The 23297-nt window shown below is 61.7% G+C and carries 27 protein-coding genes and 1 pseudogene; 19 read left to right on the top strand and 9 right to left on the bottom strand.

The window, feature by feature from the left end; translation table 11 throughout:
- Positions 1-38 precede the first annotated feature (38 nt).
- The 13 genes from FZX09_RS08350 (at position 39) to FZX09_RS08290 (ending at position 8470) form a co-directional block, all read left to right on the top strand.
- On the top strand, positions 39-377 hold the full coding sequence (locus FZX09_RS08350) for a hypothetical protein (RefSeq protein ID WP_226401937.1): 339 nt from the start codon (positions 39-41) through the stop codon (positions 375-377).
- Between the two features lie 24 nt (positions 378-401).
- Positions 402-1127 (top strand): F0F1 ATP synthase subunit A, encoded by a 726-nt coding sequence (gene atpB, locus FZX09_RS08345; RefSeq protein ID WP_006852023.1) that lies wholly within the window; start codon positions 402-404, stop codon positions 1125-1127.
- Between the two features lie 169 nt (positions 1128-1296).
- Positions 1297-1545: an ATP synthase F0 subunit C gene (gene atpE / locus FZX09_RS08340; RefSeq protein ID WP_006851467.1), complete on the top strand. Its 249-nt coding sequence runs from the start codon at positions 1297-1299 to the stop codon at positions 1543-1545.
- A gap of 69 nt (positions 1546-1614) precedes the next feature.
- The gene (locus FZX09_RS08335) at positions 1615-2079 is read left to right on the top strand and encodes a F0F1 ATP synthase subunit B' (protein ID WP_006851720.1); all 465 of its coding nucleotides are present in this window, start codon (positions 1615-1617) and stop codon (positions 2077-2079) included.
- Positions 2079-2561 carry a F0F1 ATP synthase subunit B gene (locus tag FZX09_RS08330; RefSeq protein WP_226401935.1) on the top strand — a complete coding sequence of 161 codons (483 nt, stop codon included), beginning with the start codon at positions 2079-2081 and terminating at the stop codon, positions 2559-2561. Before FZX09_RS08335 ends, FZX09_RS08330 begins: the two co-directional genes overlap by 1 nt.
- Positions 2561-3109: an ATP synthase F1 subunit delta gene (atpH, locus tag FZX09_RS08325; RefSeq protein WP_226401934.1), complete on the top strand. Its 549-nt coding sequence runs from the start codon at positions 2561-2563 to the stop codon at positions 3107-3109. Before FZX09_RS08330 ends, atpH begins: the two co-directional genes overlap by 1 nt.
- Before the next feature lie 57 nt (positions 3110-3166).
- On the top strand, positions 3167-4687 hold the full coding sequence (gene atpA, locus FZX09_RS08320) for a F0F1 ATP synthase subunit alpha (RefSeq protein ID WP_226401933.1): 1521 nt from the start codon (positions 3167-3169) through the stop codon (positions 4685-4687).
- Between the two features lie 13 nt (positions 4688-4700).
- Positions 4701-5651: a F0F1 ATP synthase subunit gamma gene (locus tag FZX09_RS08315; protein ID WP_226401932.1), complete on the top strand. Its 951-nt coding sequence runs from the start codon at positions 4701-4703 to the stop codon at positions 5649-5651.
- A gap of 126 nt (positions 5652-5777) precedes the next feature.
- The gene (locus tag FZX09_RS08310; protein ID WP_226401931.1) at positions 5778-6449 is read left to right on the top strand and encodes a putative 2OG-Fe(II) oxygenase; all 672 of its coding nucleotides are present in this window, start codon (positions 5778-5780) and stop codon (positions 6447-6449) included.
- A gap of 32 nt (positions 6450-6481) precedes the next feature.
- Positions 6482-6811, top strand: a complete 330-nt coding sequence (locus tag FZX09_RS08305; RefSeq protein ID WP_226401930.1) for a 2Fe-2S iron-sulfur cluster-binding protein — start codon at positions 6482-6484, stop codon at positions 6809-6811.
- Positions 6808-6993 (top strand): hypothetical protein, encoded by a 186-nt coding sequence (locus FZX09_RS08300; protein ID WP_226401929.1) that lies wholly within the window; start codon positions 6808-6810, stop codon positions 6991-6993. The genes FZX09_RS08305 and FZX09_RS08300 overlap by 4 nt, the downstream gene beginning before the upstream one ends.
- The gene (locus FZX09_RS08295) at positions 6990-8042 is read left to right on the top strand and encodes a DUF3326 domain-containing protein (protein WP_226401928.1); all 1053 of its coding nucleotides are present in this window, start codon (positions 6990-6992) and stop codon (positions 8040-8042) included. The genes FZX09_RS08300 and FZX09_RS08295 overlap by 4 nt, the downstream gene beginning before the upstream one ends.
- On the top strand, positions 8042-8470 hold the full coding sequence (locus tag FZX09_RS08290) for a YchJ family protein (protein WP_226401927.1): 429 nt from the start codon (positions 8042-8044) through the stop codon (positions 8468-8470). The genes FZX09_RS08295 and FZX09_RS08290 overlap by 1 nt, the downstream gene beginning before the upstream one ends.
- Here FZX09_RS08290 and ald read toward each other — a convergent pair.
- From ald to FZX09_RS08265, 5 genes and pseudogenes are all read right to left on the bottom strand, one after another.
- A pseudogene (ald, locus tag FZX09_RS08285) lies at positions 8467-9606 on the bottom strand (alanine dehydrogenase). The gene FZX09_RS08290 and the pseudogene ald sit on opposite strands and share 4 nt — an antisense overlap.
- 73 nt (positions 9607-9679) lie before the next feature.
- A complete protein-coding gene (locus FZX09_RS08280; RefSeq protein ID WP_226401926.1) occupies positions 9680-11365 on the bottom strand; it encodes an NAD+ synthase in 1686 nt (561 codons plus the stop codon).
- Positions 11365-11946, bottom strand: a complete 582-nt coding sequence (locus FZX09_RS08275; protein WP_226401924.1) for a nicotinate-nucleotide adenylyltransferase — start codon at positions 11944-11946, stop codon at positions 11365-11367. Before FZX09_RS08275 ends, FZX09_RS08280 begins: the two co-directional genes overlap by 1 nt.
- 1 nt (position 11947) lies before the next feature.
- The gene (locus FZX09_RS08270; RefSeq protein WP_226401978.1) at positions 11948-13243 is read right to left on the bottom strand and encodes a GTP-binding protein; all 1296 of its coding nucleotides are present in this window, start codon (positions 13241-13243) and stop codon (positions 11948-11950) included.
- Entirely contained in the window at positions 13240-14238 is a 999-nt protein-coding gene (locus FZX09_RS08265) for a CNNM domain-containing protein (RefSeq protein ID WP_226401921.1), read from the bottom strand. The genes FZX09_RS08270 and FZX09_RS08265 overlap by 4 nt, the downstream gene beginning before the upstream one ends.
- 87 nt (positions 14239-14325) lie before the next feature.
- Between FZX09_RS08265 and FZX09_RS08260 the strand changes: the two genes are divergently transcribed.
- A complete protein-coding gene (locus tag FZX09_RS08260; RefSeq protein ID WP_226401919.1) occupies positions 14326-15651 on the top strand; it encodes an aminopeptidase P N-terminal domain-containing protein in 1326 nt (441 codons plus the stop codon).
- An 18-nt stretch (positions 15652-15669) separates the two neighbouring features.
- Here the strand turns inward: FZX09_RS08260 and FZX09_RS08255 are convergent, their stop codons facing one another.
- Together FZX09_RS08255 and FZX09_RS08250 are read right to left on the bottom strand one after the other, a co-directional pair.
- On the bottom strand, positions 15670-16731 hold the full coding sequence (locus tag FZX09_RS08255) for a sodium:calcium antiporter (protein WP_226401917.1): 1062 nt from the start codon (positions 16729-16731) through the stop codon (positions 15670-15672).
- Positions 16728-17489 (bottom strand): TIGR01548 family HAD-type hydrolase, encoded by a 762-nt coding sequence (locus FZX09_RS08250; protein WP_226401976.1) that lies wholly within the window; start codon positions 17487-17489, stop codon positions 16728-16730. Before FZX09_RS08250 ends, FZX09_RS08255 begins: the two co-directional genes overlap by 4 nt.
- 63 nt (positions 17490-17552) lie before the next feature.
- On the opposite strand from FZX09_RS08250, the gene FZX09_RS08245 reads away from it, so the two are divergent.
- Positions 17553-18068 carry a 30S ribosomal protein PSRP-3 gene (locus tag FZX09_RS08245; protein WP_226401915.1) on the top strand — a complete coding sequence of 172 codons (516 nt, stop codon included), beginning with the start codon at positions 17553-17555 and terminating at the stop codon, positions 18066-18068.
- A 165-nt stretch (positions 18069-18233) separates the two neighbouring features.
- Here the strand turns inward: FZX09_RS08245 and atpC are convergent, their stop codons facing one another.
- Positions 18234-18644, bottom strand: a complete 411-nt coding sequence (atpC, locus tag FZX09_RS08240; RefSeq protein ID WP_226401913.1) for an ATP synthase F1 subunit epsilon — start codon at positions 18642-18644, stop codon at positions 18234-18236.
- Between the two features lie 71 nt (positions 18645-18715).
- A complete protein-coding gene (gene atpD / locus FZX09_RS08235) occupies positions 18716-20179 on the bottom strand; it encodes a F0F1 ATP synthase subunit beta (RefSeq protein ID WP_226401911.1) in 1464 nt (487 codons plus the stop codon).
- A 222-nt stretch (positions 20180-20401) separates the two neighbouring features.
- Between atpD and groES the strand changes: the two genes are divergently transcribed.
- The 4 genes from groES to FZX09_RS08215 all read left to right on the top strand — a co-directional run bounded on the left by groES (position 20402) and on the right by FZX09_RS08215 (position 23217).
- Positions 20402-20713 (top strand): co-chaperone GroES, encoded by a 312-nt coding sequence (gene groES / locus FZX09_RS08230; RefSeq protein ID WP_226401909.1) that lies wholly within the window; start codon positions 20402-20404, stop codon positions 20711-20713.
- A gap of 78 nt (positions 20714-20791) precedes the next feature.
- Positions 20792-22423 (top strand): chaperonin GroEL, encoded by a 1632-nt coding sequence (gene groL / locus FZX09_RS08225; protein WP_226401907.1) that lies wholly within the window; start codon positions 20792-20794, stop codon positions 22421-22423.
- Between the two features lie 221 nt (positions 22424-22644).
- Positions 22645-22998 (top strand): hypothetical protein, encoded by a 354-nt coding sequence (locus FZX09_RS08220; RefSeq protein ID WP_226401905.1) that lies wholly within the window; start codon positions 22645-22647, stop codon positions 22996-22998.
- A gap of 69 nt (positions 22999-23067) precedes the next feature.
- Entirely contained in the window at positions 23068-23217 is a 150-nt protein-coding gene (locus FZX09_RS08215; RefSeq protein WP_226401903.1) for a hypothetical protein, read from the top strand.
- Positions 23218-23297: the final 80 nt, after the last annotated feature.

Genomic DNA, 23297 nt, shown 5'->3' with positions numbered 1-23297 from the left:
AACGCGTGATAGATTCCGCGCGCCATTTCAGGCAGCGCTTGGAAGATTTTTACCGTCTTCAACGTCGCCTGCTGTTGGCCACCGTTCTGGTGTCCCTCGTCACGGTTCCGATCGTGGCCCTCACCATGAATCTCTCGGTGGCCGGCAGTGTTCTTGTGGGCTCATTCGCCGGACTTCTGTACGTGCGTTTGCTGGCTCGCAGTGTGGCCCGGCTCAGTGACCAGTCCCGTGGACTGGGACGTTTTCAGCTCATCGTTCCAACCCTGCTTGTGGTTGGTTCGGCCAAGCTGCCTCAACTTGATCTGTTGCCGGCCTTCCTGGGATTCCTTCTCTACAAGCCCGCCCTGATTCTTCAGCACGTCTTCGACGACCGCTGAGTCTGAGCACTTTTATCTGCACCCATGGCTTTGTTGCCCTTACCACTCCCGTTCGCTGAACTGGAAGTGGGTCACCACCTGTACTGGCAGATCGGCGATCTGTATCTGCACGGCCAGGTGTTCCTGAGCTCCTGGATCCTGATCGGCATCCTTCTCGCTGTGGTGCTTGTTGGCACCCGCGGGATGAAGCGCGACCCGATCGGTCTGCAGAACCTGCTCGAATTCCTCTGGAATTTCATCCGCGACATCGCCCGCGACAACATTGGCGAGAAGTACTACCGCGACTGGCTGCCGTTCATTGGCACCCTCTTTTTGTTCATTTTCGTGAGCAACTGGGGCGGAGCCCTGATCCCTTGGAAGATCTTCGAACTTCCCGAGGGTGAGCTGGGTGCTCCCACCGCAGACATCAACACAACTGTGGCGATGGCTCTGCTTGTGTCACTGGCCTATTTCTATGCCGGTTTGAGCCGTAAGGGTCTGCGCTTCTTCGAGCTGTACGTGGAGCCGACCCCGATCATGCTCCCGTTCAAGATCATCGAGGAATTCACCAAGCCTCTTTCCCTCTCCTTCCGTCTGTTTGGAAACATCCTTGCCGACGAATTGGCTGTTGGGGTGCTGGTGTACTTGGTGCCGCTGATCGTGCCCCTGCCCGTGATGCTTCTGGGTCTGTTCACCAGTGCCATTCAGGCTCTGATCTTTGCGACCCTGGCCTCCTTCTACATCGGTGAGGGCCTCCACGAGGCTCACTAAAACCTCTCCCCTCTATCGCCAGAGAACGGCGATCTGCTAAACACATCCGCGCGCAGGTCCGGCATTGCACCCGGGCCCGTTCCTTCGGGAATGTCCCTGCGCGGGGGGAACCGATCCCCAATTCCATTCCGTACAGCGCTTCCCAGCGCTTCCCCTTACACCACCCAACATGGATTCCATCACCTCCGCCGCTTCCGTTGTGGCTGCTGGCCTGGCAGTCGGCCTCGCCGCCATCGGCCCTGGTATCGGTCAGGGCACCGCGTCCGGCGGCGCTGTTGAGGGCATCGCCCGTCAGCCCGAAGCCGAAGGCAAGATCCGCGGCACCCTGCTGCTGTCCCTGGCGTTCATGGAATCACTAACCATCTACGGCCTGGTGGTGGCTCTGGTGCTCCTGTTCGCCAACCCCTTCGCCGGCTGATCAGTGCAGGGGGATCGCTGATCCCCCTGCTGAACTCCTTGTTTCGATTCCTTTCCAGCGCACCTTTCCATGACCTGGCTTCTGCTCGCTGAAGCAGGTGTTCCGGAGGGAGGTCTTTTTGACCTCGATGCCACCCTTCCGCTGATGGCGGTTCAGGTGGTTCTCCTCACCTTCCTGCTCAATGTTCTCTTCTTCCGTCCGGTCGGCAAGGTCGTGGAAGATCGTGAGGGCTACATCTCCACCAGTCGTGCTGATGCCAAGCAGAAGCTCGCCCAGGTTGAACGCCTGGAAGCTGATCTTGCTGAACAGCTGAAAGGTGCCCGCCAGGCCGCTCAGGCGGTGATTGTTGAGGCGGAACAAGAAGTTGATCGGCTGTACCGCGAAGCGCTGGCCCAGGCAGAAGCTGAAGCCAACCGCACCAAAGAGGAAAGCCGTCGTGCCATCGAGGCCGAGCGTGAGTCCGCCCGCACCCAGCTCAAGGGTCAGGTGGATCAGCTGAGCACCACGATCATCAACCGTTTGCTGGCCGCGTGATGACCCTCAATCTCAATCCGCTCGAAACCAATCTGGTCAACCTGGTCATCGTGATCGGGCTCCTGTTCTGGTTCCTGCGCGGGTTCCTGGGAGGAATCCTGGAACGCCGCCGCGCCGCCATTCTTCAGGAATTGCAGGAGGCTGAGTCCCGCCTGAAAACCGCCACCGAAAACCTGAGCCAGGCCCAGTCCGAATTGTCTGCTGCTCAGCAGAAAGCTGAAAAGATTCGTGCTGATGGTCAGGCCCGCGCTGCAGGCATTCGTGCCGAAGGCGAGAAGCGCACTATTTCTGTGATGGCAGCCATCAAGGCTGGCGCCAATGCCGATGCTGAAGCCGACGCTGCTCGGATCAAGGACAGCCTCCGTCGTGAGGCCGCTCTGGCGGCAATAGACAAGGCCCTTGCCGAACTTCCTGGTCGTCTTGATGCCAGTGCTCAGGCCAAGTTGATCGATTCCACAATCAAAAATCTGGAGAACGCCTGATGCCTCTCCTCAATTCCCTCGCAACCCCATACGCCGAAGCACTGCTTCAGGTCACTGAGGCCCGAGGTGAGTCTGAAACCGTTGCCGATCAATGCAAGCAACTGCTTGCGATCTGGAACGATTCCGAAGACTTCCGCGACGCCATGGTGTCCCCGGTTCTTGAGCCGGACGCCAAGAAGAAAGCTCTCAAGGCGCTTGTCGGTGAGGATGTCACTCCTTCAGTTCTCAACTTGCTGAAGGTGCTGGCTGACCGCCAACGACTCATCGCTTTTGATGCGGTGATGCTTCGCTACCTCGAGCTTTATCGGGAACAGCAGGGCATCACGCTGGCCCAGGTCCGTTCTGCTCAAAGCCTCACTGAGGATCAACAGGCGGCACTGTCCAAAAAGGTGCAGGCCATGGCCGGCACCAACAAGGTCGACATCGACCTCAGTGTGGATCCGTCCTTAATCGGCGGTTTCGTCGTGAGTCTCGGATCTCAGGTGATCGACGCCAGCCTTTCTGGCCAGGTTCGTCGCCTTGGTCTGGCACTCGCCAAGGCGAGCTGACCTCACTCTTTCCTCCACCGCACCTTCCTCCCCAACTCCCAGCTGGGATCACACGCCATGGTTTCCATCCGTCCTGACGAGATCAGCGCCATCCTCAAGAAGCAGATTGAGGACTATGACAAGTCGGTTTCCGTCAGCAATGTCGGCACCGTTCTGACCGTGGGCGACGGCATCGCCCGTGTCTACGGCCTGCAGCAAGCCATGGCCGGCGAACTCATTGAATTTGAGGACGGCACCGAAGGCATCGCCCTGAACCTCGAAGACGACAACGTCGGCGCGGTGCTGATGGGTGAGGGATACGGCATTCAGGAAGGCAGCACGGTGAAGGCCACCGGCAAGATTGCCGCTGTTCCAGTAGGTGAAGGCATGCTGGGCCGGGTGGTGAACTCCCTGGGCCGCGCCATCGATGGCAAGGGTGAAATTGCCTCCAGCGAAACGCGCCTGATTGAATCAATGGCGCCCGGCATCATTCAACGCAAGTCGGTTCATGAGCCGATGCAGACCGGCATCACCGCCATCGACGCGATGATCCCCGTTGGCCGTGGCCAGCGCGAGCTGATCATTGGTGACCGCCAGACCGGCAAGACAGCTATTGCGATCGACACGATCCTGAACCAGGCGGATCAGGACATGATCTGCGTTTACGTCGCTGTGGGTCAGAAGGCTGCTTCTGTGGCCAACGTTGTTGAGGTGCTGCGTGAGCGCGGCGCCCTCGACTACACCGTGATCGTTGCTGCCAACGCTTCCGAGCCCGCTGCGCTCCAGTACCTAGCTCCTTACACCGGTGCCACCATTGCCGAGTACTTCATGTACAAGGGCAAGGCAACCTTGGTGATCTACGACGATCTCTCCAAGCAGGCTGCCGCCTACCGCCAGATGTCGCTCTTGCTGCGTCGCCCGCCCGGTCGTGAGGCCTATCCCGGTGACGTCTTCTATTGCCACAGCCGTCTGCTCGAACGTGCAGCCAAGTTGTCTGACGCCATGGGCAAGGGTTCCATGACTGCTCTGCCGATCATCGAGACCCAAGCCGGTGACGTTTCGGCTTACATCCCCACCAACGTGATTTCGATCACGGACGGTCAGATCTTCCTCAGCTCAGACCTTTTCAACTCAGGTCTGCGTCCTGCGATCAACGTGGGTATCTCCGTGAGCCGGGTGGGCGGTGCTGCCCAGACCAAGGCCATTAAGAAGATTGCCGGCACCCTGAAGTTGGAGCTGGCCCAGTTCGACGAGCTGGCTGCCTTCTCTCAGTTCGCTTCTGACCTGGATGCTTCCACTCAGCAGCAGCTGGAGCGTGGCAAGCGTCTGCGTGAACTTCTCAAACAGCCTCAGTTCAGCCCCCTAATCCTGGCTGAGCAGGTCGCCATCGTTTACGCCGGTGTGAAGGGCCTGATCGATGAAGTCCCCGTCGCCAAGGTCGTCGACTTCTCCCGTGAACTGCGTGAGTACCTCAAGTCCAACAAGGCTGAGTTCATCACCGAAATCCAGGAGAAGAAAGTGATGAGTCCTGAGGCTGAAGCGGTCCTTAAGGACGCCATCACCGAAGTCGTGTCCACCATGGTCGCTTCCGCGGCCTGAAGGAGCTGCCGACATGGCTAATCTCAAAGAAATCCGAGACCGAATCAAGTCGGTCAAAAACACCCGCAAGATCACCGAGGCCATGCGCCTCGTGGCTGCGGCCAAGGTGCGCCGCGCACAGGAACAAGTGCTTCGCAGCCGTCCCTTCGCCGATCGGCTTGCGCGGATTCTGGAAAACCTCCAGTCCCGCATGCGTTTCGAAGACGCGGCCTCCCCTCTGATGCAGCAGCGTGTTGTTGAGACCATCACCCTGGTTGCGGTCACTGGTGATCGTGGCCTCTGTGGTGGCTACAACGCCAATATCATTAAGCGCACTGAACAGCGTTTTGCTGAGCTGAAGGGTAAAGGCTTCGATGTGAAGCTGCTGCTGATCGGCACCAAAGCCATCGGCTACTTCACCCGTCGTGATTACCCGATCCAGGCCACCTTCTCCGGCCTGGAACAGGTTCCTACCGCCGATGAGGCCAACTCCATCTCAACGGATCTGTTGGCTGAATTCCTGGCTGAAAGCACCGATCGCGTCGAGCTGATCTTCACCAAGTTCCTCAACCTGGTGAGCTGCAAGCCTGTGGTTCAGACACTGCTGCCCTTGGATCCCCAGGACATCGCTGATCCTGAGGATGAGATTTTCCGTCTCACCACCAAGGACGGCCTTCTGACAGTGGAGCCCGGTGCAGGGCCTGCCAACACGGAGCCGAAGATTCCTTCGGACATCGTGTTTGAGCAGACCCCCGAACAGCTGCTCAATGCGCTGCTCCCCCTTTATCTGCAGAACCAGATGCTGCGTTCCCTGCAGGAATCTGCAGCTTCTGAGCTGGCCAGCCGGATGACGGCCATGAATAATGCCAGCGATAACGCCAAGGAGTTGGCCAAGACCCTCACCCTTGACTACAACAAGGCCCGTCAGGCCGCGATTACCCAGGAGATCCTGGAAGTTGCAGGCGGTGCCGCAGCGGTCGGCTGATCATCTCGATCGATTATCTGAAGGCCGGTCCCTCGGGGCCGGCTTTTTTTCTGCCGTGTTTACGGTTAAGCGGAGGAGTTTGAGGGTGTCGGCGTGCTTCAGCTTCATCAGCTCTTTCCTACTGTTGTGGCAACTACTCAAATTCCGCTCGATCCCCTGAAGCAGGCGTCCTGCATGCAGGCACTGCTGAGGCTTCGCGGCGAAGCTGAGGGCAACCCCAGCGAAGGGTGCGCTTGGACGGGTGACCTGCATGGGGTGTGGCAGCTCCATCGACAGGAAGCCTTTCAGGCTCCGGCCCAGCTGGTGGTGGATCAGGCCTGGCGTTACCTCGATTCGCTCGGTTTCACTCGCAGCCAGGTGGCCCTGCATCTGCAGCGTTGCTGGCCTGTGATCAGCGATTGGGATCAAGCGGTTGGACGGCATCATCACCCCAATGCCCATCTCAGCGCTGTTCTCTACCTCTCGGGCACGGGCTCGGGTGAGGAGGGCGTCCTACGCCTGCATGCGTCCCATCATCCCAATGAGTTGGTGGCGGGTTTGGCGGTGGGTTATGGCGGTCCGATTGCTGAAGACCACCCTTTGAATCGGTCCCACTGGGATCTAGCCCCACGCCCTGGTTTGCTCGTGCTATTTCCGTCGAGCCTGCAGCACAGCGTTCTGCCTAACGACGACCCAGACGAGCTGCGCTGTTCCATCAGTTTTGATTTCGTGCTGACCGCTTCGGAGCAGGGTGGCTCTCCGGAGTATTTGGCGCCCCACCCACGCCATTGGGTGGCGCTGGATGAGCCCATTGCCTGAGAGAATGCGGCCTCTTCTTTGTTGAGCCCGGCATGTCCGACGTGGCCACTTACACCGTCCGCGCCGAGTTCGAAGGCGAAATTCACAGCTTTCCTTGCCGCGGGGACCAAACGGTGCTGAATGCTGCTGAGGCCGCTGGCATCACCCTGCCCAGCTCCTGCTGCTCTGGGGTCTGCACCACCTGTGCTGCGCTGATCAGCGAGGGCAGTGTTGAGCAGCCCGATGCCATGGGTGTGAAAGGTGATCTTCAGCAGCAGGGCTACAGCCTGCTGTGCGTGGCTTTCCCGCGGGCCGATCTCACCCTCAAGGCGGGGCAAGAGGATGCGCTCTACGAAGCCCAGTTCGGTCAATATCAGAAGTGAGGCTCACCAGCCTCCAACGCCAATTCCTCTGGCCCGCTGATGTGCCACTGGTGGAGCTGCGCAGCTGGATTCGCCAGCAGTTGGCTGAAGAGGGTGATGTTCTGCGTTGGGCTGTTACCGCGGTGGGATCCAGCCCCGATGGTGCTCGAACCCTTCAAGTGGAGGCGGTGATCAGCGCATGAGCTCGGCACCAATGCCAACGCTGATGCTTGTGCCGACTGGCATCGGATGCGACATCGGGGGCTATGCCGGTGATGCCCTGCCGTCTGCACGGTTGCTGGCTGCAGCGAGCGGCTGCCTGATCACCCATCCCAATGTGATGAATGGGGCTTCGCTCTATTGGAGTGATTCCCGCGTGCACTACGTCGAGGGCTATGGCCTCGATCGTTTTGCTGTGGGTGAGTGGGGCCTGCGGCCGGTGCGGAAGCAACGGATCGGTTTGCTGCTGGATGCCGGCATCCAGCCTGAGCTGGTCCAGCGCCAGATACAAGTGGCCGAGGGCTGCCGCGCCAGCTTGGGTTTGGACATCGGCCCGGTGATTTCAACGGATGCTCCGCTTGATGTCACACTCGAGCGCGGCGCCAGTGGTGCCAGCTGGGGGCGATTGGGGTGTCCCGATGCCTTGTTGCGGGCTGGTGAACGCTTGAAGCAGGATGGTGCGACGGCGATTGCGGTGGTCGCCCGCTTCCCGGAGGATCCGGAAAGTGAGGAGCTGGAGGCCTATCGCCAGGGCAGTGGCGTCGATGCTCTGGCTGGCGCTGAAGCGGTGATCAGCCACCTGCTGGTGAAGCACCTGCAGATCCCCTGTGCCCACGCACCCGCGTTGGACCCGTTGCCCCTGGATCCGCAGCTTGATCCGAGGGCGGCGGGTGAGGAGCTCGGTTACACCTTCCTGGCCTGCGTCCTGGTGGGGCTGAGCCGAGCACCGGATCTTGTAACTGGTGACCGGCAGCCCGGCGACCTTGATGCGGCGCAATTGGGCGCGGTTGTTGTTCCTGAAGGCGCCTTGGGGGGGGAGGCGGTGCTGACTTGCGTGGAGCGCAATCTGCCAGTGGTCTGCGTGGCCAATCCATCGGTGCTGTCGGTCTCTGCCGATGCCCTTGGCTTGAGCCAGGGCGTTCTCCATGCCAGCAGTTACAGCGAGGCAGCAGGTTTGGTGCTGGCGTTGCGGGAGGGTTTGAGTCCGGCGTCCCTGGGCCGGCCATTGCCACCGTTACAACGGTTGGATTAATGCCTGGCGGTTTTGGTGGAGCCCTCGATCAGAGCCCTTGCCCATGTGGGGGCGGTGCTTATGGCAGCTGCTGTGGGCCCTTGCATCGCGGAGATCAGCTTGCTGAAACGGCTGAGCAGTTGATGCGCTCCAGATATTCAGCCTTTGCGCGCGGCGAAATCGACTATCTGCTGGTCACCCATCCTGAGCCGGATGTTCCTGCACAGCAGCGGCGCAATTCCCTGGAGCAGAGTTGCCGGCAGCCCCGTTGGCTCGGCTTGACCGTTCTCGCAGTCAGCGGCGGCGGTCCGCGGGATCTGGAGGGAACAGTGCAGTTTGAAGCCCGTTATCGGGGAGGGGTGCTGAAGGAAACCTCCTTGTTTCAGCGTCGCGATGGCGCGGAGGATGGCCCTTGGCTCTATGTGGGTGCACTCCATTTGGAGTGCTAACGCAGGCAGGCCATCGGATGCCGAGGTGGCACGCCTAGGGCTTTGGCTACGCCGGGATGGCACACCGATCCCTGCACCGTGTTCAGCCCGGAGAGCAGCTCGGGCCGTTCCGTCACCGATTCCTCCAGACCTCGCCCGGCGATGCCCAGGATGTAGGGAAGTGTCACGCTCACCAGGGCTTCGGTTGAGGTGAATGGCACCGCGCCTGGCATGTTGCCCACGGCGTAGTGCTGCACGCCGTGGATGGTCACAGTGGAATCGCGGTGGGTCGTTTCCTGGCTGGTGGCGATGCAGCCCCCCTGGTCGATCGCTACATCCACGATCACCGAGCCAGGGCGCATTTGCTGCACCATTCCCTCGTCCACAAGGGTGGGGGCCCGACCCCCGGGGGTGAGCACGGCCCCGATCACCAGGTCCGCTGTCGGCACCAACCGTTCCAGCAGCCCGCGGCTGCTCACCACACTCATCAACCGACCGCGACGGTCGGCTTCAAGGCTGCGCAACCGCTGGGGCGAGCGGTCGAGCAGCAACACCTCGGCATCCATGGCGGCGGCCGTTCGTGCGGCGTTCCAGCCCACGGTGCCGGCGCCAAGCACCACCACCCGGGCCGGCTGTACGCCAGTGCAGCCTCCGATCAGCACGCCGCGACCGCCGTGGGGTTTCTCCAGAAGGTGAGCTCCAACCTAGGCCGCCAAGCGCCCCGCGATTTCGCTCATCGGTGCGAGCAACGGCAGGCTGCCGTTCTCCAGCTGCACGGTTTCGTAGGCGATGGCGGCGGTGCCTGCTTCCAGCAGGGCTTCCCCAACGCTGGGATAGGCGGCCAGGTGCAGGTAGGTGAATAGCACCATGTCCTTCCGCAGATAAGCAAATTCCTCCGCCTGCGGTTCCTTCACTTTCACCACCAAATGGGCGCCCCAGGCCTCGTCGCGGCTCACCAGCTGAGCACCTGCGGCGGCGAATGCTTCGTCACCGATTCCCGCTCCAGCTCCGGCTCCGGCTTCGATGCGCACCTCCAAGCCTTGGCTCACGAGCTCCCGCACCGCGTCGGGGGTCAGCGCCACGCGCTGCTCATCGAGCTTGATCTCCTTCGGCACACCGATGCTGGCCATAGGGGCCGAGAGGACGGAGGCGGCCATGGCGGCGTCAAGGGGATCCTTTCAATCTGGCTCCGCCGCGCGGAACCCGCCACATCTCAAAGCTGGGCCTGGTTTAGGCCGCTGCAATTGGTAACCGCCAACCGCTGCCGAAGGCCTGGGGGCTCACCTTGAGCAAGGGTGCCGCTTGGCGTCGCTTGAACTCGGCCCGTTTCATCATCCGTTCCACCCGCTCCACCAGAGCGGGATCATGGCCGGCGGCCACAAGGGTTGTTCCGGACTGTCGCTCTTGGATCAGAGCTTTGAGCAGAGCATCCAGCGCGTCGTAGTCGGGCAGGGAGTCGCTGTCTTTCTGGTTGGGCCGCAGCTCGGCGCTGGGGGGTTTGCGTCGAATCGTTTTACCCACCAGCTCCCCTTGCACCGGAAGCCCCAGGGCTTGGCGGCAGTTCCGGGCTGCGTCGCTGTCGAGCCAGTCGCACAGCGAAAACACGCTGGTTTTGTAGAGATCGCCAATAACCGCTAGCCCGCCGTTCATGTCGCCGTAGAGGGTGCAATAACCCACGGCCAGCTCGGATTTGTTCCCGGTGGTGAGTAGCAGTTGGCCCTGCTGGTTGGCCACGGCCATCAGCAGGGTGCCGCGAATTCGCGATTGAAGATTTTCCGCCGTCACGCCCTGGGGTGTTTCCCCAAGCGGTGCGCTGAGGGCCTGGTCGTAGCCGTTCATCAGGCCGGCGATGGGCACTGTGTTGGTCTGCAGCCCCAACCTTTCGGCCAAGGCCAAGGCATCGTCAATGGATCCTGAGGAGCTCCAAGGGGAGGGCATCAACAGCGCCGAGACCGCCTCGTTCCCCAGGGCTGCGGTGGCGATCACGGCCACCAGCGCTGAGTCGATGCCGCCGCTCAACCCCAGCAATGCCTGTTTGAACCCGCATTTTCTGGCATAGTCACGCACCCCAAGCACTAGGGCTCTGAACAGCCGCTCCAAGGGATCCATCGGCTGGATCTGGCCCCGGGACTGCACAGTGGCGGGATGGCCGCTATCCCATACCGCGAGGTGCTCCTCACAAACGGGAAGCTCCAGCTGTAAAGCCCCATCGGCTTCCACCACAAAACTGGCCCCGTCGAACACCAGCTCGTCGTTGCCCCCCACTTGATTGAGGTAGATCAGTGGACAGTTGAGGCGTCGTGCCGCCGCCGCCGCCAACCGTTGGCGCAAGGCTGGCTTGGCGGCATCGAAGGGGGATGCCGCCAGATTGATCACCAGATCAGGTTGTTCGGGGATCAGTTGATCGATGGGATCCGGTCCGTCAAGGCGCTCGCGCTGCAGGCCGTCATCTACCCAGAGGTCTTCGCAGATGGTGAGTCCCAGTCGCTTTCCGTTGGGCAGGGCGAGCAGGCAGGGGCCATCGCCGGGGCGGAAGTAGCGCCGCTCATCGAAGACGTCGTAACTGGGCAGCAGCTGTTTCTGAGCAATCGGCCGCCAGCCCAGGCGATTCACCAGCACCACACCATTGAGCAGCCGTGGGCTGCGGGCATCTGCGGCCGGCAGCGCAGCACCCACCAACAGGGTGACGCTGCTGTTGAGTTGGTTCACCAGCCACTGCAGCGCCGTGTCCTGCTGCTGGATGCGGCTCGGCTCGAGCAACTGGTCCCGGGGGGGATAGCCCCAGAGGGAGAGCTCCGGGGTCAGCACCAGTTCTGCACCTTGCTCCTCCGCCCTGCGCACTGCTTCCAGGATCCGGGCGGCATTCCCCTTGAAGTCGCCGACAACGGGGTTGAGTTGGGCCAGGGCGATGCGCATCAGCAGGGGCTCCCCGAAAGGCCATAAAGATTGTGCTGGAGCAAAAGCGGCCACACTGCTTCAGGGATCTGAGCTTCATTGGGTTGCTGCCGCAGTTGCGAACTGGCGGTGGCAGGAACCTCCAGATCCAGCAGTTCCACCCGTCCACCCAGATCGCGCAGCGCCTGCAGCGTGGCTTCCTCGAGGGGCCAACCCTTGCGCGGGGCGATCGCTAGACGGCACTGCGGCAGCCAGCAATCGCTCTGTTTCCAGCGGGGAATCTGGCCGGCGAGATCGCTACCGACCACAAACACCAGGTCCCGCTCAGGCCAATGCTTTGCGGCCCGCTGCAAGGTGATCAAGGTGTACGGGCTGCTCAGATGCTGGGCCAGCTCCAGCCGTTCATCCTGCAGTTGCTGCACCAGCTGGCCGAGCAGCATCGCCCGCAACGCCAGGGGAGCATCGTGCTGTTTCAGGGGGTTGTCGCTGGCCCAGGTCGCCACCTGGGCGTAGCGGTTCAGAAGCCCCTCCAGCAGCACCTGATGGCCGCGGGTGGGTGGATCGGCGCTGGTGCCCAGCAAGGCGATAGCAGCAGCGATCATCTCAGGGCAGCAGCGGTTGTAGATCCTGCTCCAGGGCTTTGGGCCAGCGCAACAGCCAGTGGTGCACCACGGGATCCCGTTCGGCCAGGCGGCGCAGCAGGGCCCCCGGTTGACCGCCGCGTCGTCGAAGCAATTGCTGGGCGACCAGACGCCCCGTTCGCCGGCTGGCATGCACCGCCAGGGCGGCCTGGGCAAGGGCCACTGGGGCTGCCGGGGCCAAGCTGCCGCCGCCGCTTACCGGCACCAGCAGCAGCAGTGCTTGCTTCAGGGCCGCCAGCCCCAGCTGAACGCCTCCCAGCAGGGCGTTGTGGCTGGAGAGTCGGGTGAGCAGCAGTCGTGCCGCTGCTGGTGTCATCGGCAGGTTGTAAAGACGGCTGAGCTGCAGCACCAGGGCGGTGTCGCAGGCCATGCCTCCTGCCATGTCCAACGCCATCACAGGGTTGACGGCCACGCCAGTGGCCTTGGCGGCTGCATAACGACCGATCAGGCTTTGGGCCGTGTGGCGGTGCTGCTGCAGCCGCAGTTCTTGGCAGGCCCTCTGGAAGCGGTCGGCCTGGCGCAGCGACTGGATCGCCAGCAGCAGGGTGCCTTCGTTCTCCAGCTGTTGGCAGAGCTGCTTTCGCAGATCCTGCACCTGCGGCGTCGTGATCGTGCTGCGCACCCGCCCATCAGCCTGGATCTGGGGCCTGCGGGGCGCTGCCGCTGCCGCGGTGATCGGCAGATCCACAGGAAGCCTGGCGCCGATGCTGCGCAGCAGCGCGGCGCGTTCCTGCTTCGGCCAGCGGTCGCTGCGGTTCAGCACAAGCTGCAGGGGCTTGCCGCTCTCCAGCAGCGTGTTTAAGGCCTCCAGGTCAGCCCGGGTCAGATCGCTGTCCACCACCAGCAGCACCAGGTCGGCACCCATGGCCACGCGAGAGGCCAAGCGAGCCCGCCCCCCGGCATCGATTTCATCAATGCCGGGGGTGTCCACCAATTCCACCCTGGTCAGCCCGGCAATCTCCACGGGCCAGTCCACCGCCTGTTGACGCCGGGTGCTGCCGTGGGCGACATCCGTCTCCAGCAGCGGCCGGCGGATCAAGGCATTGATCAGGCTGGATTTGCCGACCCCAACCCGACCAAATAGGGCAATCCGCAGGCGTCGTTGCTGCAGCCGTTGCAGCTGGCGATCCAACAGCTGCAATTCACCCCCCAGCAGTCCCCGCTCCCGGGCGCTCAGCTGCAGCTGGCTGCGCCAGCGCTCCAGCAGCAGCTGGCAGCGTTCAACGGTGTGGGGCGGGGTGGGTTGCATCCCGTTCATGCTGCCGGCTTGCGCCACCAGCCCGCCAGCACTGCCAGCACGGATTCGGCCCCGATCACGCCAACGAAGCCACCGAATTCATCCACCACCACGCGCACGCCGCTGCTGTCGCGCCGGAAGCCCGTCAACAGCCGATCTGCTCGGATCATTTCCGGCACATATTCCACCGGTTCGCAGAGGTCAACGGGCGTGAGCAGCCCACGGTTCTCCAACAAGGCGGTGAGCACCCTTTCGCGGCTGGCCACGCCAAGCACCTTGTCCACCTGATCGCCGAGCACCACCCACCAGGGGTCGTTGGTACTCATCAGCTTGGCCCGCTGGGCTTCGATGCTCAGGCTGCCGTCCAGGGTGGGCGCAGCCACCCGCGGCGTCATCAGGTCGCGGGCGGTGAGATCGTTCAGCTGAAACACCTTGCCGATCATCGCGGCTTCATCAGCTTCGATTTCTCCTTTCTGGGAGCCCAGGCGGGCCAGCAGACGGATCTCCTCTTCATTGGTGCTGAGTTCCGCTTCGGCGGTGATGGCCGGCAGCATCCGTTCCAGCAAAAGCACCAGCGGCCTTAGTGCCAGCCCGAGCCAATGCAACAGGGGCGCGCTGGCCAGGGCCACCGGCAGGGCCAGACGGCTGCCGAGGGCTTTGGGGAGGATTTCCCCCAGCAGGATCACCAGGATGGTGAGGCCCACAGAGAACACCGGCAGGGCCACACCGCTGATGTTGCGCTGCTCGAACACCCAGGCGGCATAACCGCCCAGCATCAGGCTGCCGAAAATGTTGAAGCCGTTGTTGGCGATCACTAGAGCCGACAGGGTGCGCCCCAGCCGTTGACGCAACTGCGCCAGCCGCCTGGCCCCGGCCACGGGGCGATCCCGGGCAGCCAGCTCATGCACCCGGATCGGACTCACCGTCAGCAGGGCGGCTTCAACTCCGGAGCACAGGGCCGAGCCCAGCAGCACGACTAAAACCAACAGCAACAGCACCAGGAGATCGGAGCTCATTGCCGTCTGAGACTCCCTGCATCGTAGAGGCCCTGGCCAGTTCGGCCTTGCCAACTGCCATCCTGTTCCTCTGAACGCTCTGCTGCTGTGAACGGTTTCGACTCCGGCATCCACGCGCGTCGTCGCGCTCTGTTCATGGAGCAACTCGGCGCTGCCGCCGCGGTGATTCCGGCCGCGGCATTGGCGACCCATCACGCCGATTGCGAGTGGCCCTTCCGACAGGACAGCGATTTCTTTTATCTCACCGGTTTTGATGAACCGGACGCGGTGGCTCTGCTGCTGCCGCACCGACCGGAGGGCGAGCGCTACGTGCTGTTTGTGCAGCCCAAGGACCCGGCAGCTGAGGTGTGGACCGGCTTCCGCTGGGGCACAGAAGGAGCTTTGGAGCGCTACGGCGCTGATGTGGCCCATCCCCTGGATCAGCTGAGCGAAAAACTGCCCGAATACCTCGCCGGTGCCGAAGCCATCGCCTTCCGGGTGGGCCGCCACACATCGGTGGAGTCGATGGTGCTCTCGGCCTGGGGGCGGCAACTCGATACCTATGCCCGCACTGGGACGGCGGCCCTGGGCCTGGTGGCGCCAACACCGATCCTGCATCGCCTGCGCCTGCGCAAGGAGCCCCATGAGTTGGAGCGTCTGCGGGAGGCCTGTCGCATCTCCTCAGAAGCCCACGAGCTGGCCCGATCGATCACCCGTCCGGGCATGAACGAGGCTGAGGTGCAGGCGGCGATGGAAGCTCACTTCCGGAGCAATGGGGCCCGCGGTCCGGCCTACGGATCCATCGTCGCTGGCGGTGATAACGCCTGCGTGCTGCACTACACCGCCAACACTGCCCCGCTTCAGGACGGCGACCTGCTGCTGATCGATGCCGGTTGTTCCCTGGAGGATTACTACAACGGCGACATCACCCGCAGCTTCCCGGTGAATGGCCGCTTCACGGCGGAACAGCGGGAGCTCTACAGCCTGGTTCTGGAGGCCCAGGAAACTGCGGTGGCTGTTGTGGCTCCCGGTGGCACCGCGGAGGCGGTGCACGACACAGCCCTGCGAATTCTGGTTGAGGGCCTGGTGGACCTGGGCCTGCTGATCGGGGATGTGGACGGCATCATCGAGCGAGGCGATTACCGTCACCTGTACATGCACCGCACCGGCCATTGGCTGGGTCTGGATGTGCATGATGTGGGGGCCTACCGGCTCGGTGAGCAACCTGCGCCTCTCGAGCAAGGCATGGTGCTCACCGTTGAGCCCGGCCTTTACGTCAGCGATCGCCTCAGCGTGCCGGATGGACAGCCTGAGATCGATGATCGCTGGAAAGGCATCGGCATTCGCATCGAAGACGACGTTGCCGTTACCGAGACCGGCCATGAGGTGCTCACCGCGGGTGCCCTCAAGAGCGTTGAGGCAATGGAACGCTGATCAAGATCAGATCGCGGATCAGCTCACCAGCAGCACTGATTCGAGTGGATCCAGCCCCAGGATCACGGCGGTGCCCGTGAATTCGCCGATCGCCAGAACCGCCGGCACCGTGAGACAGAGGGTCGAGAGGGACGACCCATAGAGAGTGTTGAGTGAATGCTGCAACTCTCCTTTCCCAGCGGCCTGAAAAGCATTGAGCGCTTCCGGTGCGACCACCAGCAAGCCCACAAGCAGGCCGCCGAGGGAACTGGGCAAACCAAGATCGTTGATCCCTGTTTCGATCAACGTCCCCATTGATTCCGCGATCAGCACTAGCACCAGCAGCCCAGCCGCCATAAGAGCTCCGTTCTTCAGGAGCGATCCTTCGGCTTCGCCCGGGGGAGTGGGGGCCTCCGCAGTGCTGTCCGCGAGGGAGAGGGACCCGGAGGTTTGTTGCTGAGCGGTATCGAGAAACAGGTTGCGGTAACGGCCAACCTGGCCGCGCAGAAAAATCCCGTAGAGGCTGATCGACACAAACGTCAGCAGCCAGTTGATCGGCAGGGAGTAGTTGGCTTCGAGGCTGTCCTGGCTGAAGTTGGGCAGCACCAGTGCCAGAACACTGATGGTGGTGATCAGATTGATGTAGGCACTCGAACCGCTCTGGTTCACAGCCGCTAGCTCCTCCGGCTGCATCGGCTGGGTGCGCCCCTGTCGCTGCACCCTCGCCGCCACGATCAAGGTCATGCCCTTGACTCCCGTGAGCACGATCATCAGCACCGAGAACATCGAGTCGCGTGCCAGGGTCGGGTTGCTCTCACCCGTCAGCATCGTGGAGGCGATCAGGGCCAGTTCAATCACGATCACGGACCCTGTCAGCCCCAAGGTTCCCAGTGGTTCCCCGAGGCGCTCTGCCAGTTGATCGGCATGGTGCGCCACCCCCCGCGCCATCAACAGCACCAGCACACTGAGCAAGGCAAGGCCCGTCAGCACGGGCAGGGCGGGCTGCCGCAGCAGCCAGTCGAGCAGGTTGGTGGTCGCGAGGCCGGCCAGGGTCAGCACTCCGATCAGCAGCGGAGTTTCGCGGAGGACAGCTGCCCTCACGCGGTGGCTCCCTCCCAGGACAGCAAGGCTTTGGTGTCCGTCAGCACTTGATCAGCGCCGGCCTCCCTCAGCCGTTGTTCATAGGTTTCGCGCGCCGCAGCCTGCTCTTCGCTCTGCAGGTGAGGCGGCACCACCGCAAGACTGACGAACTGTTGTTCTGGCCAGCGTTTTCGGGCTTGAACCACGGTGTGCACATCGGCCACGGTGTCGCCGAGATAGGCCACCTGCGCTCCCTCGCTATCCGCTCCGAGGGCTTTGGCCAGGCGGATCAAGCCTGTGGGGTCCGGTTTGTCGGGGGCATCGCCCATCGCGATCAAGGGCGGATCCTGGAGCCCAAGGCGCTGCTGCAGCACGAAGCGGGCTGAGGGCGGCTCAGCCCCGCTCACAAATCCCCAGCGCAGCTTGCGCTGCGACAGCGTGGCGAAAAAACTGGCGTCCACCAGAAGAGGCTCATCGCCGATGAAGCCCGTCCATTGGCTGGGGTCCCCTTCCGGATCACCCCCGAAGTAAAAGCGGCTGAAGACATCGATCAGCGCGGCGCGATCCGGCAGCTCAGCACCATGGCGCCGCAGCAGTTCAAGGCTGGCGTCCCAGTCGTTGTTCCAGGCTCCTTCGGCCTTCAATGCATCGATGGCATCAGCGCTGGGCTGCCAACCGCAGTAGTGCTGCACGGTGCATTGGAGGGCCCGTCGGTAGCTGCCCGCTACATCGCGGATTACACCATCGATGTCGAACAGCAGGATGGTTGGGGATCCCAGAACATCTGACGGGGAGCGGCTGGTAGGTTAGTTGTTTGTAGTTCTGTCTTGAGCGCTGACACCATGACGGTCACCGAAGGCGCTGCCCCTACCGACCAGGAGGTCGCGACTCCGTCCGCCGACGCGGCTGAAGGCGCCACCCAGGCAGCTGAAACCACTGAAAAGCCTGCAGCCACCGAGGGCGAAGGGCGTCCTGTGCTGAAAGGTGCCGCCGCGGCTCTGGCCACGGCCACCATCGATGCCGATGGTGTCCCTTCCGGTTACACCCCCAAGGCCGATGAGGGCCGCTTCCTGCTGAAGATCCTCTGGCTTCCAGACAACGTGGCCCTCGCGGTTGATCAGATCGTTGGCGGTGGCCCCAGCCCCCTCACCTCCTACTTCTTCTGGCCCCGTGAGGATGCTTGGGAAAGCCTGAAGACTGAGCTGGAAGGCAAGAGCTGGATCACTGACAACGAGCGGGTTGAAGTGCTCAACCAGGCCACTGAGGTGATCAACTACTGGCAGGAAGAGGGCAAAGGCAAGAGCCTCGACGAGGCCAAGGCCAAGTTTCCCGACGTCACCTTCTGCGGTACCGCCTGATTCCGCTCCGCTTTTGAGTTTGTCCACAGAAACCTGCCTTCGGGCAGGTTTTTTTGTGCCTGCCACCCAGCGCTCTAACTAAAGACTCAAAAACCACCATTAAAAAAAGCCAGGGGCGGAAACCCCTGGCGCGTTAAATGTCATCCGTGGAACAGTTGGATGAATTCAGTCGGCTGTTTTGCTGGCCTGAAGACGAGCGCGAGCTTCATTGAGCTTTTGCTGGGCTTTGAGCTTTTCTGGAGAAGCAGGTTGGCCTTCCATGCCAGCCACAACGGTGGTGGCTTTCTGGAAAGCGGTCTCGGCGGCAGCGCCATCGATGGCGCTGCCCAGCTCGGCTTTGTTCACCAGAACGGTGACTTCATCAGCATCCACTTCGGCGAAACCACCCATCAGGGCGATGGAGTTCCAAGCACCGTTGGCACGCACCCGAAGCACGCCGATGTCGATGGCGGTAAGCAGGGAGATGTGGCCAGGCAGGATGCCGAGTTGACCGGTGGTACTGGGCAGGATCACCTCGTCGGCGCTGCCATCAAAGACGTTCTGGTCTGTTGCCAGCACGCGGAGGGTGAGGGACATGAACCTTGGTTCGAAAAGAGAACGGACTGTCGAGAACGTGATCGGGGGTGTGATTCACACCCCCGCAGTGATCACTTGGTTTCGGCGGCGATCTTCTCGGCTTTGGCTTTCACTTCCTCGATGTTGCCCACCAGGTAGAAGGCGGCTTCGGGAAGGCTGTCCAGCTCACCGGCAAGGATCTGGTTGAAACCAGTGATGGTCTCCTCCAGCTTCACGTACTTGCCGGGCATACCGGTGAAGATCTCGGCCACGAAGAAAGGCTGGGAGAGGAATTTCTCAACCTTGCGGGCACGATCCACGGTGCGACGGTCGTCTTCCGACAGTTCGTCGAGACCCAGAATCGCGATGATGTCCTGCAGTTCCTTGTAGCGCTGCAGGGTGGACTGCACGGCGCGGGCGGTGCGGTAGTGCTCGTCACCTACCACAGCTGGCTGCAGCATGGTGCTGGTGGAATCCAGAGGATCCACAGCGGGATAGATGCCCTTGGAGGCCAGGGCACGGTTCAGCACCGTGGTGGCGTCGAGGTGAGCAAAGGTGGTGGCCGGAGCGGGGTCTGTCAGGTCGTCAGCAGGAACGTAAACGGCCTGGATCGAGGTGATCGAACCTTCAACGGTCGAAGCAACGCGCTCCTGCAGTGCACCCACGTCGGTGCCGAGGGTGGGCTGGTAGCCCACAGCAGAAGGCATGCGGCCCAGCAGTGCAGAGACTTCGGAACCGGCCTGCACGAAGCGGAAGATGTTGTCAACGAACAGCAGCACGTCCTGCTTGTTCACGTCGCGGAAGTGCTCCGCCATGGTCAGAGCGGAGAGACCCACGCGCATGCGAGCGCCGGGGGGCTCGTTCATCTGGCCGTAGCAGAGGGCCACCTTCGACTTGGAAAGGTCATCAGCGTTGATCACGCCTGATTCCTTGAATTCCTCGTAGAGGTCGTTGCCCTCACGGGTGCGTTCACCCACACCACCGAACACAGACACACCGCCGTGCTCCTTGGCGATGTTGTTGATCAGCTCCTGAATCAACACGGTCTTGCCCACACCGGCGCCGCCGAACAGGCCGACCTTGCCGCCCTGGCGATAGGGAGCCAGGAGGTCGATCACCTTGATGCCGGTCTCGAACACCTTGGGCTTGGTCTCAAGCTCAGTGATGTTGGGGGCATCCCGGTGGATGGGAGCGGTGGTTTTGGTGTTGACGGGGCCCTGCTCGTCGACGGGCTCACCCAACACGTTGAAGATGCGGCCGAGGGTGCATTCGCCCACGGGCACGGAAATCGGTGCACCGGTGTCAACGGCTTCCATGCCGCGCACCAGACCGTCGGTGCCACTCATGGCAACGGCACGAACCCGGTGATCACCCAGAAGCTGTTGAACCTCAGCGGTCAGGGCGACGTCATCGCCTGCGGGGTTTTTCCCCACAATGCGCAGGGCGTTATAGATCTTGGGCAGTTTCCCGGCGGGAAATTCCACGTCCAGAACCGGGCCGATCACCTGACGGATCACACCCTTGGTGCCAGCAGATGCAGGAGCAGAAGCGACCATAGGAAGGAGAGTTGCGGGAACAGGCGCTACGCGCTCGGACCCATTCAGAGCGGCGCAACCTTACCACTGCTGTGGTTGCCCACTATCGGTTCGGTCACCCGCACAGCTGGAGGTCTGGCCTGAGGGGTGATCAGTTGAATACGTTGGCACTCATCGGCATCGAGTGCCAACTCGCGTCGATGCGTGGCGCATTGCGCCCTGTCCCTGCTCCTGCAAATACCCATGGCTGCTGTTTCTCTCAGCGTCTCGACCGTCAAACCCCTCGGCGATCGCGTGTTCGTCAAGGTCTCTGAATCCGAAGAGAAGACCGCCGGCGGCATCCTTCTGCCTGACACCGCCAAAGAAAAGCCCCAGGTGGGTGAAGTGGTTCAGGTGGGCCCCGGCAAGTGCAACGACGACGGCAGCCGTCAGGCTCCCGAAGTTGGTGTGGGCGACAAGGTCCTCTACAGCAAGTACGCCGGCACCGACATCAAGCTCGGCAGCGATGAATACGTGCTGCTGTCCGAGAAGGACATCCTGGCTGTCGTCAACTGAGATCAGCCCCGCTGAAATTGCGGCTTGAGTCTCAACTCAGCCTTCCTTACCCATCCTCTTCATTAGGAAACGCCTTCCATGGCAAAGCGCATCATCTACAACGAGAACGCCCGTCGCGCTCTCGAAAAAGGCATTGACATTCTCTGTGAAGCCGTCGCCGTGACCCTGGGTCCCAAGGGTCGCAACGTGGTGTTGGAGAAGAAGTTCGGTGCACCTCAGATCATCAATGACGGTGTCACCATCGCCAAGGAGATCGAGCTCGAAGACCACATCGAGAACACCGGTGTTGCTCTGATCCGTCAGGCCGCCTCCAAAACCAACGACGCTGCCGGTGACGGCACCACCACCGCGACCGTTTTGGCCCATGCCATGGTCAAGGCGGGTCTGCGCAATGTGGCTGCCGGTGCCAATGCCATCACCCTGAAGAAGGGAATCGACAAGGCTTCCGATTTCCTGGTCAGCAAGATCAAGGAAATGGCCAAGCCCATCGCTGACAGCAACGCCATCGCCCAGGTCGGCACCATCTCCGCTGGCAACGACGAAGAAGTCGGCAAGATGATCGCCGATGCCATGGACAAGGTTGGCAAGGAAGGTGTGATCTCCCTCGAAGAGGGCAAGTCCATGGAGACCGAGCTCGAGGTCACCGAGGGCATGCGCTTCGATAAGGGCTATATCTCCCCTTACTTCGCCACCGACACCGAGCGGATGGAAGCCGTCCTCGACGAGCCCTACATCCTCCTTACCGATAAAAAGATCGGTCTGGTGCAGGATCTGGTGCCCGTGCTGGAGCAAATCGCCCGCACCGGCAAGCCTCTGCTGATCATTGCTGAGGACATCGAGAAGGAAGCCCTCGCCACCCTGGTGGTGAACCGTCTGCGGGGCGTGCTGAACGTGGCCGCCGTGAAGGCTCCTGGTTTCGGTGATCGCCGCAAGGCCATGTTGGAAGACATGGCTGTGCTTACCAACGGTCAGCTGATCACCGAAGACGCTGGTCTCAAGCTGGAGAACGCCAAGCTCGAGATGCTGGGCACCGCCCGTCGCATCACGATCAATAAGGACACCACTACCATCGTTGCCGAAGGCAATGAGGCGGCTGTCGGCGCCCGCTGCGAACAGATCAAGAAGCAGATGGACGAGACCGACTCCACGTACGACAAGGAGAAGCTGCAGGAGCGTCTGGCCAAGCTGGCCGGTGGCGTGGCTGTGGTGAAGGTGGGTGCGGCCACCGAAACCGAGATGAAGGACAAGAAACTCCGTCTCGAGGACGCCATCAACGCCACCAAGGCGGCTGTTGAGGAAGGCATCGTTCCTGGCGGCGGCACCACCCTGGCTCACCTGGCTCCTGCCCTCGAGCAGTGGGCTGCCTCCAGCCTGTCCGGCGAGGAGCTGATCGGCGCCAACATCGTGGCTGCTGCTCTCACCGCTCCGTTGATGCGTATCGCTGAAAACGCAGGTGCCAACGGCGCTGTTGTGGCTGAGAACGTCAAGGCTCGCGCTGGCGCCGAAGGCTTCAACGCTGCTTCCGGCGAGTACGTCGACATGCTGGCTGCCGGCATCGTCGACCCCGCCAAGGTGACCCGCTCTGGTCTGCAAAATGCCGCGTCCATCGCTGGCATGGTGCTGACCACCGAGTGCATCGTGGCTGATCTTCCCGAGAAGAAGGAAGCAGCTCCTGCCGGTGGCATGGGCGGCGGCGACTTCGACTACTGATGAAGTGCGGGTGGTCGAGCGACCACCCGATCACGCCAACTCCAGTCATGCCAAGAGGTCCTGTGGGGCCTCTTTTTTATGCTCGGAAGCTGTCTTGCAAGGCCTAGGTTTTACAAGACATGTGGCTTGTAGGGGGCGGCGTCAGTTGCAGGCCATGAAGGTTGGTGAGGTGCATCTCTGCACCGGTTAACGTATTGCTATGTATGGTTGTGTCGGGACAAATGCCCCAACGCCCCGGTGCCTTTGCCGCCCAGTTTGCTCCTGAGACGCTGCAGCGTTTCAAGGACCTCTGCCGACAGCAAGACAAGGCCTACTCCAAGGTGTTGGAGCGTCTTGCACTGTTGTACGTCGAAACGGATGGAGGAATTCTTGCCACAGCCAGCACGGCTTCAGCGCCGTCAAAAGGTGCGCAAAAAAGGCAAGTCCAAGTCGAATCTCTGCAAAATAAATTGCTGGAAGATTTGTTGAAGCGTGTTGAAATCCTCGAAAAGAAGGAAACAAAAACGTTGTACGAGCTCGATCGGGTCTACAAGGAAATTGCTTTTCTGAAATCAGGTTTGCAAAGCCCTGGATGAGATTTTTGCCCTCTCGTCCCTGAGCGTTTTGGGCTGCAATTACTTGGTTGTTTTGGGCAAATTCTGTCGATGCTTGGCTTCGGCATCGAGTTAGTGGTCTATGGATTTTCGGTCAACGATTTGTTGGATAATTTTGATGCTTCTGAAGCGTCACAACTTAAGTTCAAGGCCGCTATGGCTTTCGTCAATTCGCTGTTTGAAGACCTCTTGGTTTTTTGATCTTGCAATACAACCTTGGTTTTGCCTTGGCTTTCTGGATTCGTGTTCTATGAGCTTATTTGAGCTTCTTGTGGCTCGCG

Source organism: Synechococcus sp. MU1643 (genome assembly GCF_020514095.1).
Classification (GTDB): domain Bacteria; phylum Cyanobacteriota; class Cyanobacteriia; order PCC-6307; family Cyanobiaceae; genus Parasynechococcus.
This window is presented reverse-complemented; position numbering and strand designations above follow the sequence as displayed.

Excerpts from the sequence above, each read along its gene's own strand:
- atpB (WP_006852023.1), top strand. The coding sequence starts at position 402 with ATGGCTTTGTTGCCCTTACCACTCCCGTTCGCTGAACTGGAAGTGGGT.
- atpE (WP_006851467.1), top strand. The coding sequence starts at position 1,297 with ATGGATTCCATCACCTCCGCCGCTTCCGTTGTGGCTGCTGGCCTGGCA.
- FZX09_RS08335 (WP_006851720.1), top strand. The coding sequence starts at position 1,615 with ATGACCTGGCTTCTGCTCGCTGAAGCAGGTGTTCCGGAGGGAGGTCTT.
- FZX09_RS08330 (WP_226401935.1), top strand. The coding sequence starts at position 2,079 with ATGACCCTCAATCTCAATCCGCTCGAAACCAATCTGGTCAACCTGGTC.
- atpH (WP_226401934.1), top strand. The coding sequence starts at position 2,561 with ATGCCTCTCCTCAATTCCCTCGCAACCCCATACGCCGAAGCACTGCTT.
- atpA (WP_226401933.1), top strand. The coding sequence starts at position 3,167 with ATGGTTTCCATCCGTCCTGACGAGATCAGCGCCATCCTCAAGAAGCAG.
- FZX09_RS08315 (WP_226401932.1), top strand. The coding sequence starts at position 4,701 with ATGGCTAATCTCAAAGAAATCCGAGACCGAATCAAGTCGGTCAAAAAC.
- FZX09_RS08305 (WP_226401930.1), top strand. The coding sequence starts at position 6,482 with ATGTCCGACGTGGCCACTTACACCGTCCGCGCCGAGTTCGAAGGCGAA.
- FZX09_RS08295 (WP_226401928.1), top strand. The coding sequence starts at position 6,990 with ATGAGCTCGGCACCAATGCCAACGCTGATGCTTGTGCCGACTGGCATC.
- FZX09_RS08290 (WP_226401927.1), top strand. The coding sequence starts at position 8,042 with ATGCCTGGCGGTTTTGGTGGAGCCCTCGATCAGAGCCCTTGCCCATGT.
- FZX09_RS08280 (WP_226401926.1), bottom strand. The coding sequence starts at position 11,365 with ATGCGCATCGCCCTGGCCCAACTCAACCCCGTTGTCGGCGACTTCAAG.
- FZX09_RS08275 (WP_226401924.1), bottom strand. The coding sequence starts at position 11,946 with ATGATCGCTGCTGCTATCGCCTTGCTGGGCACCAGCGCCGATCCACCC.
- FZX09_RS08270 (WP_226401978.1), bottom strand. The coding sequence starts at position 13,243 with ATGAACGGGATGCAACCCACCCCGCCCCACACCGTTGAACGCTGCCAG.
- FZX09_RS08265 (WP_226401921.1), bottom strand. The coding sequence starts at position 14,238 with ATGAGCTCCGATCTCCTGGTGCTGTTGCTGTTGGTTTTAGTCGTGCTG.
- FZX09_RS08245 (WP_226401915.1), top strand. The coding sequence starts at position 17,553 with ATGACGGTCACCGAAGGCGCTGCCCCTACCGACCAGGAGGTCGCGACT.
- atpC (WP_226401913.1), bottom strand. The coding sequence starts at position 18,644 with ATGTCCCTCACCCTCCGCGTGCTGGCAACAGACCAGAACGTCTTTGAT.
- atpD (WP_226401911.1), bottom strand. The coding sequence starts at position 20,179 with ATGGTCGCTTCTGCTCCTGCATCTGCTGGCACCAAGGGTGTGATCCGT.
- groES (WP_226401909.1), top strand. The coding sequence starts at position 20,402 with ATGGCTGCTGTTTCTCTCAGCGTCTCGACCGTCAAACCCCTCGGCGAT.
- groL (WP_226401907.1), top strand. The coding sequence starts at position 20,792 with ATGGCAAAGCGCATCATCTACAACGAGAACGCCCGTCGCGCTCTCGAA.
- FZX09_RS08220 (WP_226401905.1), top strand. The coding sequence starts at position 22,645 with ATGCCCCAACGCCCCGGTGCCTTTGCCGCCCAGTTTGCTCCTGAGACG.
- FZX09_RS08215 (WP_226401903.1), top strand. The coding sequence starts at position 23,068 with ATGCTTGGCTTCGGCATCGAGTTAGTGGTCTATGGATTTTCGGTCAAC.